At 48.6% G+C, this 19,660-nt stretch carries 15 protein-coding genes and 1 other RNA gene; 4 read left to right on the top strand and 12 right to left on the bottom strand.

The genetic code is table 11. The features are described from left to right. Positions 1-35: 35 nt before the first annotated feature. The 7 genes from DW085_RS00750 to thrS form a co-directional block, all read right to left on the bottom strand. A complete protein-coding gene (locus DW085_RS00750; protein ID WP_118490726.1) occupies positions 36-2,570 on the bottom strand; it encodes an SH3 domain-containing protein in 2,535 nt (844 codons plus the stop codon). 356 nt (positions 2,571-2,926) lie between these two features. Further along, on the bottom strand, positions 2,927-4,435 hold the full coding sequence (locus tag DW085_RS00745) for an oxaloacetate decarboxylase subunit alpha (RefSeq protein WP_243033868.1): 1,509 nt from the start codon (positions 4,433-4,435) through the stop codon (positions 2,927-2,929). A gap of 399 nt (positions 4,436-4,834) precedes the next feature. Continuing rightward, positions 4,835-5,191, bottom strand: a complete 357-nt coding sequence (rplT, locus tag DW085_RS00740; RefSeq protein WP_022358436.1) for a 50S ribosomal protein L20 — start codon at positions 5,189-5,191, stop codon at positions 4,835-4,837. Positions 5,192-5,222: 31 nt separating this feature from the next. Then, a complete protein-coding gene (rpmI, locus tag DW085_RS00735; RefSeq protein ID WP_022358435.1) occupies positions 5,223-5,420 on the bottom strand; it encodes a 50S ribosomal protein L35 in 198 nt (65 codons plus the stop codon). Positions 5,421-5,457: 37 nt separating this feature from the next. Then, on the bottom strand, positions 5,458-5,952 hold the full coding sequence (gene infC / locus DW085_RS00730) for a translation initiation factor IF-3 (RefSeq protein WP_107000016.1): 495 nt from the start codon (positions 5,950-5,952) through the stop codon (positions 5,458-5,460). Between the two features lie 503 nt (positions 5,953-6,455). Beyond that, complete coding sequence (locus DW085_RS00725) at positions 6,456-6,770, bottom strand: DUF1540 domain-containing protein (RefSeq protein ID WP_107000017.1); 315 nt, start codon at positions 6,768-6,770, stop codon at positions 6,456-6,458. A gap of 355 nt (positions 6,771-7,125) precedes the next feature. Then, positions 7,126-9,063, bottom strand: coding sequence for a threonine--tRNA ligase (thrS, locus tag DW085_RS00720; RefSeq protein ID WP_118468734.1), 1,938 nt, complete (start codon positions 9,061-9,063; stop codon positions 7,126-7,128). Between the two features lie 594 nt (positions 9,064-9,657). Between thrS and ssrA the strand changes: the two genes are divergently transcribed. Next, positions 9,658-9,998, top strand: a transfer-messenger RNA (tmRNA) gene (gene ssrA, locus DW085_RS00715). A gap of 74 nt (positions 9,999-10,072) precedes the next feature. Here the strand turns inward: ssrA and DW085_RS00710 are convergent. From DW085_RS00710 to DW085_RS00695, 4 genes are read right to left on the bottom strand one after another with little or no spacing between them, the layout of a single operon-like run. After that, positions 10,073-12,703: a hypothetical protein gene (locus DW085_RS00710; RefSeq protein ID WP_118490724.1), complete on the bottom strand. Its 2,631-nt coding sequence runs from the start codon at positions 12,701-12,703 to the stop codon at positions 10,073-10,075. Then, a complete protein-coding gene (locus tag DW085_RS00705; RefSeq protein WP_118490722.1) occupies positions 12,687-15,128 on the bottom strand; it encodes an MMPL family transporter in 2,442 nt (813 codons plus the stop codon). Before DW085_RS00705 ends, DW085_RS00710 begins: the two co-directional genes overlap by 17 nt. Before the next feature lie 35 nt (positions 15,129-15,163). Further along, positions 15,164-16,132, bottom strand: a complete 969-nt coding sequence (locus tag DW085_RS00700) for a cell surface protein (RefSeq protein ID WP_243033867.1) — start codon at positions 16,130-16,132, stop codon at positions 15,164-15,166. A gap of 25 nt (positions 16,133-16,157) precedes the next feature. Then, positions 16,158-16,790: a cytidylate kinase-like family protein gene (locus tag DW085_RS00695; protein ID WP_118490720.1), complete on the bottom strand. Its 633-nt coding sequence runs from the start codon at positions 16,788-16,790 to the stop codon at positions 16,158-16,160. A gap of 410 nt (positions 16,791-17,200) precedes the next feature. Between DW085_RS00695 and DW085_RS00690 the strand changes: the two genes are divergently transcribed. Further along, the gene (locus tag DW085_RS00690) at positions 17,201-17,785 is read left to right on the top strand and encodes a TetR/AcrR family transcriptional regulator (RefSeq protein WP_107000022.1); all 585 of its coding nucleotides are present in this window, start codon (positions 17,201-17,203) and stop codon (positions 17,783-17,785) included. 124 nt (positions 17,786-17,909) lie between these two features. Here the strand turns inward: DW085_RS00690 and DW085_RS00685 are convergent, their stop codons facing one another. Further along, on the bottom strand, positions 17,910-18,089 hold the full coding sequence (locus tag DW085_RS00685; protein WP_147353910.1) for a hypothetical protein: 180 nt from the start codon (positions 18,087-18,089) through the stop codon (positions 17,910-17,912). Positions 18,090-18,203: 114 nt separating this feature from the next. On the opposite strand from DW085_RS00685, the gene DW085_RS20315 reads away from it, so the two are divergent. Together DW085_RS20315 and mgtE are read left to right on the top strand one after the other, a co-directional pair. Further along, on the top strand, positions 18,204-18,599 hold the full coding sequence (locus DW085_RS20315) for a hypothetical protein (RefSeq protein ID WP_347474934.1): 396 nt from the start codon (positions 18,204-18,206) through the stop codon (positions 18,597-18,599). Positions 18,600-18,607: 8 nt separating this feature from the next. Continuing rightward, the gene (mgtE, locus tag DW085_RS00680; RefSeq protein WP_347474932.1) at positions 18,608-19,654 is read left to right on the top strand and encodes a magnesium transporter; all 1,047 of its coding nucleotides are present in this window, start codon (positions 18,608-18,610) and stop codon (positions 19,652-19,654) included. Positions 19,655-19,660: the final 6 nt, after the last annotated feature.

The raw sequence follows: 19,660 nt of genomic DNA, 5'->3' as shown, positions 1-19,660 counted from the left end.
TCTCTCAAGACCAGCCGCAGGTACGTGAAATATCCCTACAGTCCCAAAATCTTCTTCTGCATCAAAAGAACATCCAAAATATCTACTTTTCCATTTCCATTGAGGTCGGCGCGCGCGATTTCTTCCGCTCTTAACTTTCCAAGTCCCAGTATCGACCGCTGTGCCAGCAGGATATCCATGATGTTCAGCTTACCGTCGCCGTTGACATCCCCGCGCACCGACGATGCCGCATGCGTTCCCGATGTGGACTGGGATGGTGCCGTCGCGCTGGTCGGCGACTGACTCCCCTGCGGACTGCCGGCGCTCCCGACAGACTCCCCATTTGGCGCAATCAGGGTTCCGGAACTGCCGCTCCCAAATCCATTCACATTCGATCCCGGTGCGGACTGCCCGGAAGGAGAGCTTCCTGAACTGCTTCCCGAAGAGGTCGGACCGACAATCTGCACATCCGAACCGCCGGAGGAAGAATTTCCTGAACTGCTTCCTGAAGACATGCCCGGTCCCGTCGCCGGACCGCTAGAGCTGCTTCCAGAGGAAACGCCGCTTCCAATCGAGCTTGAGTAGGTCGGACCGCCCGACTGGCGCACTACGTGAAGGACGTAATTTCGCAGATTTCCATTTGCCGCTTTGACCGTCACGGTGATCTCATTGACACCGCTCTGCAAATCGACCGTTCCCGTTCCGGCAATCGTTGCCTTGGAATCAATCGCGCTCGCTGCTACCGTCACACTTGCCACCGATGGATCCACGATCAGATCGTAGGACTCTGTATCTCGGTTAAAGGTCGGTGTCAGTGCAAATCCATCGACACCCAGCGCCGACAGCTTGTTGTTCGGGCTGCCGTCCAGCGTCGGTTTGACGCAGGCGCCCGCCGGCATGTTTTTATACACCGGAATCGAGAACTCAAGTGTTGTATTTGCCAATGCCGTGATCTTCGAAAGCGTCAGTCCTTCGGCAGCTGCCGCCTGCACGTTCGTCATGTACTGGTGTTTATAAAGGTTGCTGCCTTGCACATTAAATTTCTTTAAGTACAGCGTATCCTGTCCTTTTTTTACATAATTCTCGCCGTAATAAACCGAACCGCCGCGGATCGATTTCTCGATGCTGTTCCACGGGCGCAGATAGGTTCCCGACTGGGATGCCCACCAGAGTCCGCGTTCTACCGCACTCATCGAGCCGGACTGATATGCCTCTATATTAAAGAAGTTATAATATCCCTGATAGCCGGACACCGTTCCGGAAATACTGCGTCCGGTTCCCTGGCTGCCCTGTTCCTGCAGAATCATCGACGCCAGAATATATGGATTGACTCCCGATTCGGATGCCGCATTCATGATGATATCTACATAGGAAGTACCGATTTCAGACTGCTGCGCCACTCCCGTGGAAGTTCCCGAACTGCTGGAAGTGCCACTTCCCGGTGCACTTGTTCTTCCGCTGCTGGTTGAACCAGAAGTTGTTCCAGTTGTGCTGCTTTCCGGTGCGCTTGTACTGCCACTGGTGGTTCCAGCCGTGCTGCTGGTTGTCCCCGATGACTTATTCGATGTGCCGCTGCTGACCGGCGCCGTCTCCCCGTCTGCATTGTTGGAAGAAAATCCATCTCCCGCCATGCCCGGTCCATTGGTCGCTGCCACCCGCTCCGTCTTATGATCGCTGATCGAAGCGATCGGAGACGACAGACCGGCGCTGCTTCCGCTCGAACCTGACGAACTTCCCGGTCCCGTCGCTGAACCGGAAGAAGAGCTTCCTGAACTACTTCCCGTACCGGCCGATACCGACGAGCCGCCCGACACCGTGCCGGAAAGGAAGGTTCCGCTCACCATGTTCTGCAGCCCCGTCTTCGTGTGAAGCGAACTGTCATACGACTGTTTCATGAACTGGTAAATATATTTATCATTTAAGAAATTCCGCGGATCCATATAATAGGCGATAATATCCGAAGACGCCTGTACCCAGGAGCTTCCGTCAAAACCCGGCCAGGTTCCGGTTCCCCAGTCATACGCACCTGTCTCGGTCGATTTCCAGGACGAAATGCTGCTGCTCGCAACCAGGTTCCGCCCGATCACGCTTTCATTTTTCAACGCTGTGTTCCAATCCAGATTCGTCTGGAACGCCGTGAACGTCCAATTCGGATATTGTGCATGCAATTCCCGGAGCCCCTGTTTATAGCTCTCCGGAAATCCCTGCTTTGTCAGATAGATTTCAAAATCCGAATCCGATTTGATCGCCGTCGGAAACTTTATGTATTTGCTCGAAACATACCCCGTCTGCTCACCGCCGCTTCCGCTATATCGTATCTGATACCATACGACGCCATCCGTTCCCGTCTGCTCACCAAGTACTGTAACCGGTGCGCCCTTGGACAGCTTCGCTAGTGCCTGATACGAAGTGCCCGGTCCACTCCGGACATTCAGGTTTGTCGCATTGACCGACGCGGTTCTCTCTTCCGCATAGCTGACGATCCCCAGCAAAGACTCTGCTGCAGTACCTGCCAGCCCTGGGTTGACCGCCATCACAGCGCCCAGCAGAAACGCCGCCGCCCGTTTCCCCAATAACTTCCATTTTTTCATCCGTCTATCTCCTCATTCTGCTGCGTTTTCTGCAATTCATCCCCCGCAGCGGAATTCTTATTCTGTCTGCCGCCGCATTTCCAGACAGCCGCTCGACTGTTTTCCATCTTTTTCACGTTTTTACAATCGTATCTATTATAATGAAAAAAGACCATATGTGTCAACCTTACCGAAAAAACTTCGCAAAATTTGGGGCCTTTGCGCGAAATTGTAAGATTTCCTTAATTTTTAGAAGCAGTATAGGTTGGCTTTGAAATGTTTTCCGGATATATGATTTTTGAATGCATAGTAGCATAAAAAGGAGTGCCAACCCGGTACACTCTACCGATTCTGGCACTCCTTTTGGCTCAAAATCCTTAAATTCTTTTTAGCTTAGATCTGGTAGACTCGCTTTTTCTTCCAGCCCAGGTATTGATTCCGTTTCCATCCATCTCCTCAGTGGACACCGGTGCTTTCTTTACTTCCGGCGCAGCTGCTTTCAGGATTTCGCGTTTCTCAACCGGCGGTTTCTTTGCCGGACGGGACTCGAAGAACTCTTTTGCTACCTGTGGGAACAGTGCATAAGTCAGAACATCCTCATCCTGCTGCTTCCACTGCTTCATCTCCGCCTCAATCTTCTCAAGCTGCGGCTCGATCAGATCTGCCGGACGACAGGTGATCGGTTTTGCATCGCCGATTGCTTTCTTCTGAACTTCTTTGTCGAACGGCTTTACAGTCTGTCCGAACTCGCCCATCAGAAGTTTCTTGGATTCCTTTGTGAACATCTTGTAGCGCTCGCCCATCAGGACATTTAATACAGCCTGCGTACCAACGATCTGGGAAGACGGAGTAACTAACGGCGGCTCACCGAAGTCTTTGCGGACTCTCGGAATCTCTTTCAGAACATCGTAGTATTTATCCTCTGCGCGCGCTTCTTTCAGCTGGGAAACCAGGTTGGAAAGCATACCGCCCGGGACCTGATAACGCAGGGTATTGATGTCAACGCCCAGAACCTTGGTATTCATCAGACCACTCTTTAACGCTTCCTCACGCATCGGGCGGAAGTAATCTGCGATCTCCGCCAGTTTTTCCTGATCCAGTCCGGTATCATACGGAGTACCTTTGAAGGTCTCAACCATAACCTCGGTCGCCGGCTGGCTCGTTCCCATCGAGAACGGGGACATCGCGGTATCGATCATGTCAGCGCCCGCTTCCACTGCCTTTAGGTACGTCATGGATGCAACGCCGGAGGTGTAATGCGTATGGATATCAATCGGAAGATCAACTGCCTCTTTCAGTGCTTTTACAAGGATCTCTGCATTGTACGGAGTCAGAAGACCTGCCATATCCTTGATACACAGGGAATCAGCGCCCATATCCTCGATTCTCTTTGCAATGTCTTTCCAATAATCCAGTGTATATGCATCACCCAGTGTATAGCTCAGTGCTATCTGTGCGTGTGCTTTTTCTTTGTTGGCTGCCTTTACCGCTGTCTCCAGGTTGCGGATATCATTTAAACAGTCAAAAATACGGATAATATCAATACCATTGGCAACTGATTTCTGTACGAAATATTCTACCACATCATCTGCATAGTGGTTATAACCCAGAATATTCTGTCCGCGGAACAGCATCTGAAGTTTTGTCTTCTTAAAACCATCTCTCAGCTTTCTAAGGCGCTCCCACGGATCCTCCTTCAGGAAACGAAGGCTGGCATCGAATGTCGCACCGCCCCAGCATTCTACTGCATGATATCCAACCTCATCCATCTTTCCGATGATCGGAAGCATCTGCTCCGTTGTCATTCTGGTTGCAATCAGAGACTGGTGCGCGTCACGAAGGACAGTTTCCACGATCTTAACCGGCTTTTTCTTTTCATTTGCCATTCTAAAGATACCTCCCAATACACTTTTATTATGAGTCAACTATCTGCGACCTGGCTGATTAAATAATTCACAGCCATATTTTTATCCATTATACCACAAGTTTCTCGATTTCTGGATAGTTTTTTTAATATAATTTCATAAGTAAATTCTATATCGTGGGAATGTGGGTTGTGATTTTTGCTGATGTCAGAGAGCTTTCCTCTGCGCCGCGTGGGGGCGGCTGGAGGAAAAAAGTTTCTTGGTCACCTCTTTCTAGTCCGCAGTGCAGCAGCTCGAAAAAACTTCGTTTTTCCTCGCTGTCGGGCATTCGCCCTATGAAAAAAAGAAGCCGCACACAGCTGCTTTTGTGTAAACACAACGCTTCTGTGTGTGGCTTCTTTTTTTCGCACTGCTCTTTGCTTACGCAAGTTTGGACTTAGCCAGCTCTGCCAGTTTTGCGAAACCTTCTGCATCGTTGATAGCCATGTCAGAAAGGATCTTGCGGTTCATCTCAACACCAGCCTGCTTTAAGCCGTACATGAACTTGCTGTAGGACAGACCATTGATACGTGCTGCTGCGTTGATACGAGCGATCCACAGCTGTCTGAACTGTCTCTTTCTCTCTTTACGACCAGCGTAGGAGCTTGTAAGAGCTCTCATTACGGACTGCTTAGCTACACGGTACTGTTTGGAACGTGCGCCTCTGTAACCCTTTGCCAGCTTTAATACTCTATTGTGTTTCTTTTTAGCGTTTAATCCGCCTTTTACTCTTGCCATCGGTTATTTCCTCCTTCTTAATCCTCGAATCTTATAAGTACGGTAAAATCTTCTTCATTACCTTGCTGTTTGTAGCATCAGTAACGATGTCTTTTCTAAGATTTCTTTTTCTCTTTGTAGATTTCTTAGTTAAGATGTGGGATTTGTAAGCTTTATTTCTTACTAACTTTCCGGTTCCGGTTGTTTTAAAACGTTTAGCAGCTGCTCTGCTTGTTTTCATTTTAGGCATGGTGTAGTCCTCCTTAATAATAGTTATGTCCTTATATCTAGCGTTTCGCAGAAAGGAACAGTACAATACTTCTTCCTTCTACTTTTGCCGGTTTATCAACGGCTGCGATATCGGCAAGCTTCTCTGCAAAATCGTCAAGGATATACTTTGTCTTTGACATATGTGCCATCTCACGACCTCTGAAACGAAGTGTAACCTTTACTTTATTGCCTTTTTCCAGGAATTTTCTCGCATTGTTCATCTTGGTATTCAGGTCATTTTCATCGATATTCGGGGAAAGACGAACTTCCTTGATCTCGATTACCTTCTGTTTCTTCTTAGCTTCTTTTTCTTTTCTTGCAAGCTCGTATCTGTATTTACCGTAATCGATAATCTTGCAGACCGGCGGCTTCGCAGTCGGAGCAATCTTTACTAAATCCAGTTCCGCTTCTTTCGCTAACTTGTAAGCATCCTTTGCGGACATGATTCCAAGCTGCTCTCCATTTTCGCCAATCAAACGAACCTCTCTGTCTCTAATCTGTTCGTTAATCATTAACTCACTAATAGTCGTGCACCCCCATGATATGTGATGATTTTGGTTGATTCAGTGTCAAAAAAAATAAGTGAACAGTACAGACCATCCACTTACTCATAATAGGAAATCCAATATAGGAAATTTCTCAAATTTATGAACCCACAGTCACTTGCTCGTGCTGAGGTGAGGTAGATAACCTGCTTTCCTGTCTTCGTAAAGTTGTTTCCTCACAACTTTTGTTAGTATACTATGGTTTCTTTGGAATGTCAACCGGTTTTTTCGAGATTTTTGAGAAGATTTTTGAGAAGATTTACAAATGATTTTTAAATATGGTTCACGTGTTGCGCAAATGACGGCAACGTACGCAAATACATTTACGGACATACTAAAAACTACCGCCGGATATCATTACCTCTGCCCGGTTTTGCTTCCTTCCTGACAGAATTTTCCATATCCGGCGGCATTTTTTATTTCGAATATTTATGCAGTCTTTCTTCTATTAAAAAAGAAAACCGCATCAGTCACCGTTTCTGGAAACTCGAACATTCCGTCTGCATAGAAACTGTCGCATTGCCTCCGGTGATTCCGATGTGTTCCGCGCTGCACCGGCGGTCTGTATTATAAACACAGTTCGTTGCCTCGCACTCTACTTCGAGACGGCTCTCCGGTGTTTTAAAAAGGTTGCGGAATGTGCCGCCTTTCTTCTCGTCGAAGCTGCCACAGCAGGTATCGCATTTATCCTGCGCCGTCTTTCCTTCTACCAGAATGGTATTTTTACAGCAGCAGTTTTCCGCATTGTGCATACATCCGGTTACACTACAATCCAGTTTTGTCATGATTTTTCCTCCTGTTTTCTGACATGCATCACCGAAAGTCTCCTCCGGCATCCAGCCGTCAAACTTTTCAGCGATACACTTTTCAATGTGTCATGGTTTTCGTTGCTGTTCACACATGTATGACCAGTAACGGGATTTTACCGATACTTCGCATTCCAAATCGGCAAAATCTGCAACCAGAACTGTATCGTACGGAATTTTCAGTTCAGAAAATTCCTGCCTGTGAACAGTTACTGGTTTTTAGATTCAGGAGTAGTATCTGCTTCTTTTTTGGATTTATTCGTGTAAACTAAAACAAACGCATCCATGATTTTATCTCACAGATGCGTCTGCCTGATTTTTTAATTTTTCAAAATTATTTAGCTTCGTCTGCTTTCACAGTCTCACGCAGGTTTTTCTCTTCGATCTCCTTCTGGATGGACTCGATGAAGCTCTCTACACTGCTTGCACCCTCGTCACCTGCAAAACGGCTGCGGACGGAAACGGTCTTCTCTTCTTCCTCTTTCTGTCCAACAACCAGCATGTACGGGATCTTCTGGGTCTGTGCCTCGCGGATCTTATAGCCGATCTTCTCGGAACGTGTATCCATCTCTGCACGGATGCCAGCCTCGGTCAGCTTGTCCAGAACTTCCTTGCTGTAATCTGCGTATTTGTCAGAAATCGGAAGAATCTTTACCTGTACCGGTGCCAGCCAGGTTGGGAATGCACCTGCGAAGTGTTCGATCAAGATACCGATGAAACGCTCGATGGAACCAAATACAACACGGTGAATCATGATCGGACGATGTTTCTCGCCGTCTGCTCCGGTGTACTCTAATTCAAATCGCTGTGGAAGCTGGAAGTCAAGCTGGATGGTACCACACTGCCAGGTTCTTCCGATAGAATCTTCCAGATGGAAGTCGATCTTCGGTCCATAGAATGCGCCATCGCCCTCGTTTACCACATACGGCAGTCCCAGCTCTTCCAGAGCGGAACGCAAGCCTTCGGTTGCCATCTCCCAATCTTCATCACTTCCCATGCTGTCTTCCGGTCGGGTGGACAGCTCTACGTGATATTTGAACCCAAACAGGGAATATACCTGATTGATCAGGTGTACAACGCCCTTGATCTCGTCCTTGATCTGCTCCGGTGTCATGAAAATATGTGCATCATCCTGTGTGAAACAGCGTACACGCATCAGACCATGAAGCTGACCAGATTTCTCATGACGATGAACGATACCAAGCTCACCCATACGCAGCGGCAGATCACGGTAGGAACGTGGCTCAGAAGCGTATACCAAAACGCCACCCGGACAGTTCATTGGTTTAATTGCGTAATCCTCTTCATCGATCACAGTTGTATACATGTTGTTTTTGTAATGATCCCAGTGTCCGGAAGTCTCCCAGAGCTTGCGATTCAGGATGATCGGAGTGGAAATCTCTACATAACCAGCTTTTTTATGGATTTCTCTCCAGTAATCAAGCAGGGTATTTTTCAGTACCATGCCCTTCGGCAGGAAGAACGGGAAGCCCGGACCTGCATCGTGCATCATGAACAGGCCAAGTTCTTTGCCCAGTTTACGATGGTCACGTTTCTTTGCCTCTTCCATCATTGTGATGTATGCTTCCAGATCCTCTTTGGTTGCAAATGCGGTCGCATAGATACGGGTCAGCATTTTGTTCTTCTCGCTGCCTCTCCAGTATGCGCCTGCCAGATTCATCAGCTTAAATGCCTTACCAACACCCTTGGTGTTCATCATGTGAGGTCCTGCACATAAGTCAGTAAAATCACCCTGACGGTAGAAGCTAATCTCTGCATCCTCCGGCAGATCCTCGATTAATTCTACCTTGTACGGCTCCTCTTTCTCCTTCATGAACTCGATCGCTTCATTTCTCGGCAGAGTAAAGCGCTCCAGTGGAAGTGCTTCTTTGATGATTTTCTTCATCTCTGCCTCGATCTTTGGCAGATCCTCTGCAGTCAGAGGGGTAGCCGGATCGACATCATAGTAGAAACCGTCTGCGATGGACGGTCCAATCGCAAGTTTTGTCTCCGGGTAAAGACGTTTTACAGCCTGTGCCATTACATGGCTGGCGGTATGGCGCAGAGCTGCAAGACCTTTCTCATCCTTTGCAGTCAGGATATTTAACTGACAGTCATGGTCGATCACGGTACGGAGATCTTCTTCCTCACCGTCAACCTCACCCAGACATGCCACTCTCGCCAGGCCTTCGCTGATGTCTTTTGCAATGTCGATGATGGACATCGGGCTCGCATATTCTTTGACAGAGCCATCTTTTAATGTGATCTTCATCTTTTTTCTCCTTTTCGTTCTGAAATAATAAAAGCTTCCTGACCAGAAGAACCAAAAAAGAATGTGTCTTGGCACATTCTCGCGCCGAGCACGGTCGCTTGCGACATGTTGCTTCTTCGCGCGAGTGCGCATCCCGCGGAGCGTTTTTTGTTTCATAGGACGCAATTTCCTATGAACAAAAAATCCCTTAGCCAGATGTTTCTGACTAAGGGACGATAAATCGCGGTTCCACCCTTATTGAATCGATCTCTCGGATCGATTCCACTTCATTCTGATGATAACGGAATCACCGTTCCCGATTAAGGGACATTCAAAGCTGGTATTCAGATTTGTTTTCCTGTCCGACGCTTCCACCCACAGCCACCTGCCTCTGTTATTTCAGGCTTTTCCTGCGACGCCGTTCTCTGTCCAGTTCCACAATCCTACTGGTCTTCTCAACACTTTCTTTATATAGATAAACCCGTTTCTGGTTCATCATTTACAGTCTTGATTATATCAGCTGTTTCTATTTTGTCAAGATATTTTTCCGCTTGAGTTTCCACCTCATTGACAGACCGCCTCTTTCATGGTATGATAATAAGGATCTAAATATAAGGGCCAGTACCGGTTTCGACAGGGATCATGAAGCTGGTGAAGCTATCCGCATGCGATGCGTTAAATGGCAAACTTAAAATTAAACGCTAACAACAAATTAGCATACGCTGCCTAATTTGGCAGTTGTCAGCCTTAGAGCACTCACACTTTAAGAATCTGGCATCGAATATGTGAGAAACGATGACAGGCGGGTTCCGGACTGTCAGGCGTATCAGGAACTACTGAAGTTCTGAGGATGTTCGTTTCCGCAGGATAGAGGGAATGTCAAAGAACGGACTATGATAGTAGAAGAACAGGGAATTGGTTTTTGGACACGGGTTCAACTCCCGTCTGGTCCACTAAAAAGAACTGCCGCCCAGCAAATCATTTGCTGATGCGGCAGTTCTTTTTCTTATCTATTTTTATTCTGCATCTTTTACCGATTCTGGAATATCTCAATAATCGCCTTCACGATCGCCACCAGCACATTCCACATCCGTTTTAACGGACCTTCTTCACTGCTGCCGTCTGCCTCCTGATCGGAGATATCGGTTGATTCATCATCATCGCTGATCTCATCGGTCCGCAGGACGATCTGCACGCTGTTCGGGGACGGATTTTTCGAGGAGGTAAAGGAAATCTTCTCCGCCTCCGGATCTATGTTCAGGAAGTTGTTCTCATCCTCAAACTTATCGATCTGCTCATCGAGCGTACTCTTCATGTCTTCCCCCGCTTCCCGAACCACCGCAAGCTGATCGATCATGGTCAGGTTCTTATCAAGAATCTTCTCCATGCCCTGCAGCGTTGCCTTGGTTCCGGCATCCAGCGAATCACCTGCCGAAATCAGCGTGTCATTCAAAAGACCGAGCATATCATGTGTGGTATAAAGTGCCCTGGTCAGCCGGTTCATCAGTTCTTCAGAATCAGACAGGGAATCCAGCATCGTCGGCACATATTTATCCGTTGTGTCAATCAGGACCCGCATATCATCCAGCAAATTAATCAGTTCATCGGTCGAACTTCTGAGCGCCGATAAAGTCGAACCCGTCTTGCCAGTAATATCTCCCGCCGTCTTGAACGCACCATTCACTTTATTCACAATCGTTTTCGCAGTTTTCTGCGCCTGCTCCACTTTCTGGAAAATGCCCTTCGTCTCTTCCACCAGACTTGCAGCATCCGCAGAATAAGTAGTCGCTGACAGAGACTCCAGCGCCTCCTCTACATCATCTTCTGCATTGCCAATCTCATCTTCCCAGCTCGCATCATTGACACCGCCGCTTCCCGGCTCGCCGGACGGTCCGGCTGTCAGGGCTCCCGCAGAAACCTCGGTTCCAAATGCATTCACCTCTGCATCCTGACCCGAGGAGTTGTCTTCCGAAGCGGAACCCGAATTCTTAGCAGAATCCGTCTCTGCCTTGTCTGCCGTCGAAGCAGGATTCTTCTCTTCCGTCTTTGTCGCTGATTCAGCCGCTTTTTCCGCCTGGTTACCAGCTGCACCAGACGCTGTGCCTGCGCCCGCTGCTTCCTGTTCAGCCGAATCTTTACTTTCTGTTCCTGCTGAGCCAGAGGCCGAAGTGCCTGCTGCCATTTCCGCGTCATCCGTGGTATTTGCAGAACCCGTAGTTTTTGCATGATCGGCGGCACCTGCAGAATCCGTGATATCTGCGCTGCCAGCCGCCCCCGCTGTCTGACCATTTCCGTTTCCAGATGCCGCCTCCGACGATACAGATGTCTCTTCCTTCTCCGCACTCTTCATCTTGCGGATCCGTTTCAGCTTCATGCCGTCTAACGTGGCTAAACTCTGATTCAGGCTTCCAATCCCCTGTTCTGTCACCGCCAGGGAGGTATTTCCCAGTCCCAGAAGTTTATCGAGTTCTTCCAAAATTTTCTGGACTTCCGCCGTCCGCTGGACAATATCTTTCTCGATCGCATCCTGCGTCTGCTGGCTGACAAGACCCTTATTTAATTCATCCGAAGCCGACCGGAGCGATTTGCTCAGACTTCCCAGGCGGTCATACAGGCGATCCAGTTCATCCTGCATATCTTCCATCGTATTGGAAAGCGCCTGTGTGTTGCTGTTAATATCCGTCACTGCATCGCGCGCCGTCTGTAAATACGGAATCATGACCGTCGTCTGATCCGTAACCGCCTGCAGATCAGCAAGCGCCTGTGTCGAGAGCGCCTCGATCTGTTTCCGGTTAGCACTGACGGTTCCACGCGCCTGATCGAGATTTGCCAGACCGCCCTTCACGCCGGAAACATCCGACTTCATGGATTCCATCGTCTTTAACAGCGCATTCATGCTGTCATACATCTTGTTTCCATCCTCGCGCCAGGTATCTTTCGCCTCTTTCAGATCCTTGATGCGGTTCAGCTCATCCAGGGTCCCCGGAACCATCATCATAATGACTCCGATATTCTCATAATTATCCGTGCCGACCCGGACTGTAAAATCGCCGTCCTCGCCCGGAAGCGCCGCAAACATTGCCGCCTGATAGCTTCCAACCGACTGCACCTGCGCACCCGGCGCATCGACACTATAGCATTTCTCCATATCCACCGGCACAAGCACGGTCAACACCATATTATTTTTATAATATGCCTTCGCCTTCTCATTCGGGGTCGCCTTTACATTGACCTCAACCAGACCAGACGCCCCCGCCAGTTTGGATGCATCCGCTTCCACTCCATTAAGTTTATAGGAAACGTCAAACGTCCACGGCAGATCGACGCTGTTTTTCGGCATCGTACACTGATAATAAAAACGTGAATTCTTCTCCGGCAGTTTCCATGTGACGGTTCCATCGCCAATTTCCGGCGCCGTGTCGTCCGTCATGTTGACCACCTTGTCATAGGTACCATAATCGGTATATTCGGTCAGTCCATTCGTGGTACAGCCTTTGACCACATTGATCTGCGTTGCCGTTCCATAATAGTCCAGATTGACATACATCGTTTCATCTACCTGAACTCTTGGTGCAGCCGCCCGGACAGGAACTGCCGCACTCGTTACCAGCGTAACCGCTGCCAGCGTCGCCGCCGCTCCTCTTCTAATGATCTTCTTCATGGCTTCCTGCCTCCCTTTTTTCTGTCATCTTCCGTTTCCGGTCTTTTCTTCGTTCTCTCACTTTTCCGAGTAGCCGGAGCTTTCTTCTGTGTTTCTCCCGCGCCTCCGCATCGGAATCTGTTTTCTCTTGAGAACCGCCCGTCTCTGTCATTTCTGTATCTTCCAGCGCTTTCGTTTCAGCTTCGAATTGTTTTCTTTTCGACGTAACTGAATCCACCAGCGGCTTTTTCCCTTTCCACACGGCACCAGCCACGCGTCTTGCCGCCCGTTTCATACGGGCATGGCGGCGTTCGCGCCGTTTTTTGAAAAACAGATGAATCCTCTCAAATTCGTTCTGCATCAGGATATGATCAAACAATACCAGAAATGCCGGCATCAGGGAGCAGACAAAAAGCATACTAATCAGAGCCCCCCGTCCAATCAAATGTCCCAGATCGCCAATCGCCGCGACACTCGATACCTTGTATACAATATATCCGGCACAGGTCAGGATCGAACCGGATGTCAGAATCGCCGGAATACTAAGATTCAGCGTCCCTATCGCCGCTTCCTTCTTATCCATCGTCTTGCGGCATTCCAGATAATTGTTCGTCGTCAGAATCGCATAATCGACGGTCGCGCCCAGCTGGATACAGCTTACGATAATGTAACCAATGAAAATCATCGTGTCTCCGACGATGTACGGTACCGCCATATTGACGAAAATCGCGACCTCAATCGGAATCATGATAAGGAGCGGAATAATCAGTGATTTAAAACTCCACATGACAACCACAAATACGCCGATCAGCGACATCACATTGACACGGCTGTAATCCTTCGTGATCGTCGTCTGGATGTCCTGTGTGGACGGTGTTGTGCCGACCAGATACGAATTTTCCGGATAATATTTCTTCATGATCGCCTGGATCTCATCCGAGCACTGGTACGCCAGCTTGCTCTCGCCCTTACTCTTAACGTAAATAAGGATTCTCGCATAATCTTTTTTATGTAACAGGCTTGTGATGCTGTACGGAAGGAAATCTTCCGGTACGCCCTCCGGGAGCTGCCCGGACAAGGACGTTACACTCTTCATGTACGGCAGGTCTTCCAGCTCATCCGTGAACTGTTTTTCCTTGATAAAAGAAGTATCCGGCACGATTGCCATCATCATATTGCTTCGTCCGAATTTCGCTGTAATCAGCTCATCATCCTCATATACCGTCGTTCCCTCGCTGGCGCCGACCGCGTCATTTCCGTAGAGGAAATCGTTCATGCTCTGCGCCGTGTATGCCGGGATCACCAGCACCGCAATCAGAATCAGCACAATGCGGCGGCTGTTGTAGATACCGTGGCTGAGTTTATCAAACGACGGCAGGAACGAACGATGGGATGTTTTCTCAATCATCGGCGTCATACGCAGAATCATCGCCGGCATGAAAAACACCACTGTCAGAAGACTCAGGACAATACCTTTTGCCAGCACGAGTCCCATATCAAATCCGATATTAAACTTCATAAAACACAGAACGATAAATCCGACGATCGTCGTCAGGCTGCTGGCGAAAATGGAGTTTAATGCCTCATTGATCGCGTTGCTTAACGCGGTCATCTGATCCAGTCCCTTTGCCTTTTCCCTCGCAAACGCGTGGCTTAAGAAAATCGAATAATCCATCGAGCAGGCGAGCTGCAGGACCGCCGACACACTGTTCGTCAAAAAGGATATACGCCCGATAAACAGGTTCGTTCCTTTGTTCAGGACGATCGCCACGCCCATGACCGTCAGATACAGCACCGGTTCAAACCAGGAGTTCGTCGTCACGGTCAGAATCAGGAAAATAACCACGACCGCCAGCGTCATAATCAGCTTCATCTCGCTCGAAACATTTTCCTGCAGCGATTTATTCTGAACCGCCATGCCAACGTAATGTCCCTTGTCTCCGAGAATGTCCTTGATCTCATCGATCGTCTGGGACGTCCTCTTATCCGTGTCGCCGTTTACAAAAACAATATCCATAACCGCCGTATTATCCTTGTAATACTCATCAACACTATTAAAGTTGATAAATGCGTCCGCCGCGTATACGCTGGTCGATGTATCGAGCCACATGACCTGATCGACTCCGTCCAACGCCTCTATTTTATCCTTGTAGGCTTTCGCCTCATAAAGCGAAACATCATCAATCATGATGCGCCCCGTGCCGGGGTAGCCGAATTTCTCTTCCATCAGGTCCAGTCCCTGTTTGGACTGGACGGTCGACGGCAGGTATTCCGTCAGATCATAGTTGATCTCGACAAACGGCGCCATGAGCGCTGATATCAGCACCAGAACCAGAAAGACAATCTCGATCGCCCTGCTCCGCTCAATGATGAATTTCGGCAGGGAGAAGGCTTCTTTTTCCGTCTGTTTTTCTTCTTTGCGTTTATGTAAAAATTTCAGTTTCATGCCTGCTTGCTCCTGTCATACAATGATTGCGATCCTTACCGCATCAAAATAATCATATAATAATGCTTATCGCCGACCTGCTGATGTGCAACACCCATTTCCTTATAATAAATCACCCGGTCCACGCGCTTTTTCTCGTCGCTGTCGTGATTACGCAGAAGCTTTTCTTCTGCCTGCGTCACATCATCACAGTTGATGAGGTAAATCTCCGTATGACGTCTCGCAGTGCTTTCCCCGATGGATTTGAGGTAATCATCAAGTGTGCCTTCATCCGGGATCCAGCTGCTTCCATAGCCCTTACTGCGTGCCATCGCCAGACGGTGTTCGGCGATCTGCTGTAATTTTCCATTTAAAATAAAGCTGGCATCTTTATCGTAATCTTTTTTGTCATCGTCATAGTAATCTTCTTCCTCATCCCCGCCAAACGCGTCCGCCTTCAGCTCATTTAAGCCGTCCGCCATCGCCTGGGTATCTGCATCCAGAAATGCCAGCGTGTACGCGCCGCCGCCCGTGTTTTTCTTCTTTTTGGCGTTCGCCAGGCTGCCGTCCGCGTTGATCGTATACTGCGTCTCATCCTTTGTGAAGGTCGTTCCCTCCATCGCGCCGCTGTCTTTCAGGAAATAGTATTTTCCGTCGATATTCTGCCAGCCGATCGCCATCGCGCCGTCCCCTTGCAGATAATACCAGGTTCCATTTTCCTGCTCCCAGCCCGTTTTCATCAAACCGTCTGCTCCGAGCAGGTACCATTTTCCGCCCATCTGCTGCCAGCCCGTCAGGTAAGAACCGTCCATTCCCACCAGATAATAACCATTCTCCACCGGCTGCCAGACACCCGCATCATCCGCAAGCACTGTCTGGGCGGCAGACGCTGAGAAAAGGAGACTTACTCCTGCGATTCCTGCCAGCCGTACTATCTTATGTCCCAGAACCGCTTTCAGCGCCCTTTTTAACCCCGGCGCCGTCCGCTTTTCTTCCTTCTTCATCCACAAATTTCTGTCCTTCATACGCTGTCCTCACTCTTCTTTATGCTTATTGATCGGATCCACCTGTTTCCAGTTCCACCCCCCGTGCCGTTAAAAGTGCCCGGAGCATCGCCGCCAGCTCCTTTTCCGAGATCCGGCTGCTGTCAATCAACATATCATAACTTGCTTTATCCGCCCATGTCTTTTTTGCATAAAAATTGTAATAATTTTTCCGTATTTTATCCGCTTGTTTGATCAGGTATTCAGCTTCTTTTTCATCTGTCTCGTAACGCCGCATAATCTCCTTCACGCGCGCCTCCATCGGGGCATATATAAATAGAGAAATAAGCCCTTCTGTCTCCTCCAGGATCTTGTCAGCGCAGCGTCCCACGATAATGCATGGACCTTTCTTCGCATACTCCCGGATCAACTGGGACTGCACGACAAACAAGGTATCATTCATCGGCTTTCCATAACCGGTAAACGGATTGCACTTGGCCGGAACCTTAAAAAGAAAACGGTTCGCCTTCATCTCGTCCGCCTCTTCCAGTTCCTCCATCTTAAATCCGCCGCACACCGCTGCTTCCTCTATCAGATGGCGGTCATAACAGGGAATTCCCAGTTCCTTTGCCAGAGACTTCCCCAGATTATGGCCGCCGCTTCCAAACTCTCTTCCGATTGTAATGACAAAATTTTTCATACCAGATTCCACCTTCGTATCTATTTCCTTTTGCTTTCGCATATGCTGCAGGTTCTCATAGCCGTTCCTTTCACGATTGTCAGCCACTCCTGCCGTCTGTGAAACGTTCCATACAAAAGACTTCTTCGCAGTGAACAGTTACATCTAAAATAGAGCATATACAACTCATGTCTGTTTAATTGACATTTGTTCATTTTTGAACTATAATGCATTATACTAAGTTGTTCGAATGAATACAATAATCATTTTTACGTCAGTTGTATTTTAATCAACATTTCATCACATTATGTTTGTTTTTTGTATCTGGTGTGCCCATTTTTACTTATTTTTAACACTCCCTTCATCCACAGCCTCCGATACACAGTCATACGGCGTTTCCCCGTCTGGAAACGTTCAGAAAGGAAGTCACTATGAAAGAAGAAATACTCGACCGGCGTGTACGAAAGACGAGACGCCAGTTAAAAGAATGCTTAACCCGCCTCCTCAAAGAAAAAAAAATTCAGGATATCACGGTGCGCGAACTCGCCGAGATGGCTGACATCAACCGCGGCACCTTTTATCTTCATTATAAAGATGTCTTTGACCTGATGGATCAGATCAAAAATGAACTGATCGAGGAGGTTGAGTCTGTCCTGACGCACCATCCCGTTCCCGAACTGGTAGCGCGCCCTTCCCTCGCACTCTCAGAACTATTTCCTCTTGTACAGGAAAATGCAGAGATTGTTTCTATCTTAATAGGAGAAAACGGTGATCTGAATTTTGTCAACCGCCTGAAACGCATTGTCAGCGATAAATGTTTAAAAGGCTGGCTGGATCTCAAATGTTCCAGCGATCCGGATACGCTCGCGGCATTTTCCGCCTTTATCGTTTCCGGCTGTGTCGGTACCGTTCAGTACTGGATCGAAAGCGGCATGAAGGAATCCACAGAACAGATGGCAATCTTGACAGAGGACTTTATCTTAAAAGGCATCCGAGTGCTGGAAAATCCGGCTTGACTTTCACGAAATTCCGTGCTTTAATAAAACTGCAATTTTTAAAAATTCAGAAAGGAGAACCACATGGACAGTTGTGACAGCAACGGGCGAAGTCGTCGCGATGGGCAAAATCAAACTATGAATTCTAACCATGCGTACCAGACTGTTGGTCTGCCGCAGGGTCTTTTTGAGTGTGAATCGGGCTGTCTGGCAGCACATTTCCGCCTGCTTTAACAGGCTGGTGATTCAGTGCTGAACGTTTCCCGGCACGATTGGTTTTCATATATATTTGTCCATCGCCCTGGCGCGGGTTTGAAACTGCCATCTGCGGCATTTCATCCTGTTCCCGACTGGCGGTGGATTTTTTTATCCCCGCACTGCTCGCCCTGTACGTCCCAAACGGCATTAAATAGAACGACAGAAAGCGAGGGAACCAAATATGAATCAGACTCCAGAAATGGACGAAAAGAAAACAAGCTCCCCGGAAACGGCTCCGATCGCCGCAACCGCAGAGCATAATGCTAATTTTGAAGAAAATATCCGCGCGATCATCCGCAGCGGAAAACCGGCAAGCGTGATCCGGGATGACCTCGACAATTACCATGCAAACGATATTGCCGAGGTTCTGGAAACACTGGACACTGCGACCCGGAAACGCCTCTACAATATTCTCTCTCTGGAAATGACGGCAGAGATTTTCACCTATCTCGATGAACCGGCGCCTTATCTGCATGAGCTGGGACTTGACCGGGCGGCAGCCGTTCTGGCAGAGATGGATGCCGATGAGGCGGTCGATATCCTCGAAAATTTAGATCCGGAGGAAAAAGAAGCCTGATCGCGCGCATGGATCAGGAATCTAAGGATGATATCCACCTGATCTTTTCCTACGATGAGGAACAGATCGGTAGCCGGATGACGACCAACTACATCGTCATTCCCAATAACTGTACGATCAAGCAGGCAATGCGCCATCTGATCTCCCAGGCGGAGGACAACGACAACATCGACACCATCTACGTCGAAGACGAAAATGGGCGCTATTTCGGTGCGATCGAGCTGAAGGATTTAATCACTGCCCGTGAGTACATGAAGCTGGAGGACATTATCAGTACCTCCTATCCGTATGTGTACGCGGATGAAAAATCTTCGGACTGTATGGAAGAGCTGATCGATTACAGCGAGGATTCTATCCCTGTACTCGATCGGAACCATAAGATCATCGGTGCCATCACTTACGAGGACATCGCCGAGGCGATCGACGACGAGATGGGTGATGACTACGCAAAGCTGGCAGGTCTTACTTCGGAAGAGGATCTGCACGAACCACTGTTGCAGAGTTTGAAAAAACGTCTCCCGTGGCTGGTGCTGCTACTCTTCCTCGGCATGGGGGTTTCCTCAGTAGTCGGCATTTTCGAGCCGATCGTTGACCGTATCGCACTTCTTATCTGCTTCCAGTCGATGATCCTCGACATGGCAGGCAATGTCGGCACCCAGTCGCTGGCTGTCACCATCCGTGTCCTGATGGATGAGGATATCTCCGCGATGCAGAAGCTGGGATTTGTATTCAAGGAAATGCGAATCGGATTTTTAAATGGACTGCTGCTCGGCTCGGCTTCGTTCGTCGTAATCGGCATTTTCATCCATATTATGAAGCAGAAGAGTCTTTTCTTCTCGTTTGCACTTTCCGGCTGTGTCGGCATCTCTCTTCTGACCGCAATGGTGATCTCCAGCCTGGTCGGCGTACTGGTGCCGATGCTGTTTCACAAGCTGAAGGTTGACCCGGCAGTTGCGTCTGGTCCGCTTATCACGACGGTGAATGATCTGGTAGCGGTTGTGACTTATTATGGACTGGCGGAGATTTTGCTGGTGGATGTGTTTCATTTAGTATAAAAACCG

This window comes from Clostridium sp. AF50-3, from assembly GCF_003477445.1.
GTDB lineage: Bacteria > Bacillota > Clostridia > Lachnospirales > Lachnospiraceae > Otoolea > Otoolea fessa.
The sequence above is the reverse complement of the archived record's forward strand: the minus strand, read 5'-3'. Positions and strand labels throughout refer to the sequence as shown.

Excerpts from the sequence above, each read along its gene's own strand:
- DW085_RS00750 (WP_118490726.1), bottom strand. The coding sequence starts at position 2,570 with ATGAAAAAATGGAAGTTATTGGGGAAACGGGCGGCGGCGTTTCTGCTG.
- DW085_RS00745 (WP_243033868.1), bottom strand. The coding sequence starts at position 4,435 with ATGGCAAATGAAAAGAAAAAGCCGGTTAAGATCGTGGAAACTGTCCTT.
- rplT (WP_022358436.1), bottom strand. The coding sequence starts at position 5,191 with ATGGCAAGAGTAAAAGGCGGATTAAACGCTAAAAAGAAACACAATAGA.
- rpmI (WP_022358435.1), bottom strand. The coding sequence starts at position 5,420 with ATGCCTAAAATGAAAACAAGCAGAGCAGCTGCTAAACGTTTTAAAACA.
- infC (WP_107000016.1), bottom strand. The coding sequence starts at position 5,952 with ATGATTAACGAACAGATTAGAGACAGAGAGGTTCGTTTGATTGGCGAA.
- DW085_RS00725 (WP_107000017.1), bottom strand. The coding sequence starts at position 6,770 with ATGACAAAACTGGATTGTAGTGTAACCGGATGTATGCACAATGCGGAA.
- thrS (WP_118468734.1), bottom strand. The coding sequence starts at position 9,063 with ATGAAGATCACATTAAAAGATGGCTCTGTCAAAGAATATGCGAGCCCG.
- DW085_RS00710 (WP_118490724.1), bottom strand. The coding sequence starts at position 12,703 with ATGAAGAAGATCATTAGAAGAGGAGCGGCGGCGACGCTGGCAGCGGTT.
- DW085_RS00705 (WP_118490722.1), bottom strand. The coding sequence starts at position 15,128 with ATGAAACTGAAATTTTTACATAAACGCAAAGAAGAAAAACAGACGGAA.
- DW085_RS00700 (WP_243033867.1), bottom strand. The coding sequence starts at position 16,132 with ATGAAGGACAGAAATTTGTGGATGAAGAAGGAAGAAAAGCGGACGGCG.
- DW085_RS00695 (WP_118490720.1), bottom strand. The coding sequence starts at position 16,790 with ATGAAAAATTTTGTCATTACAATCGGAAGAGAGTTTGGAAGCGGCGGC.
- DW085_RS00690 (WP_107000022.1), top strand. The coding sequence starts at position 17,201 with ATGAAAGAAGAAATACTCGACCGGCGTGTACGAAAGACGAGACGCCAG.
- DW085_RS00685 (WP_147353910.1), bottom strand. The coding sequence starts at position 18,089 with ATGGCAGTTTCAAACCCGCGCCAGGGCGATGGACAAATATATATGAAA.
- DW085_RS20315 (WP_347474934.1), top strand. The coding sequence starts at position 18,204 with ATGAATCAGACTCCAGAAATGGACGAAAAGAAAACAAGCTCCCCGGAA.
- mgtE (WP_347474932.1), top strand. The coding sequence starts at position 18,608 with ATGGATCAGGAATCTAAGGATGATATCCACCTGATCTTTTCCTACGAT.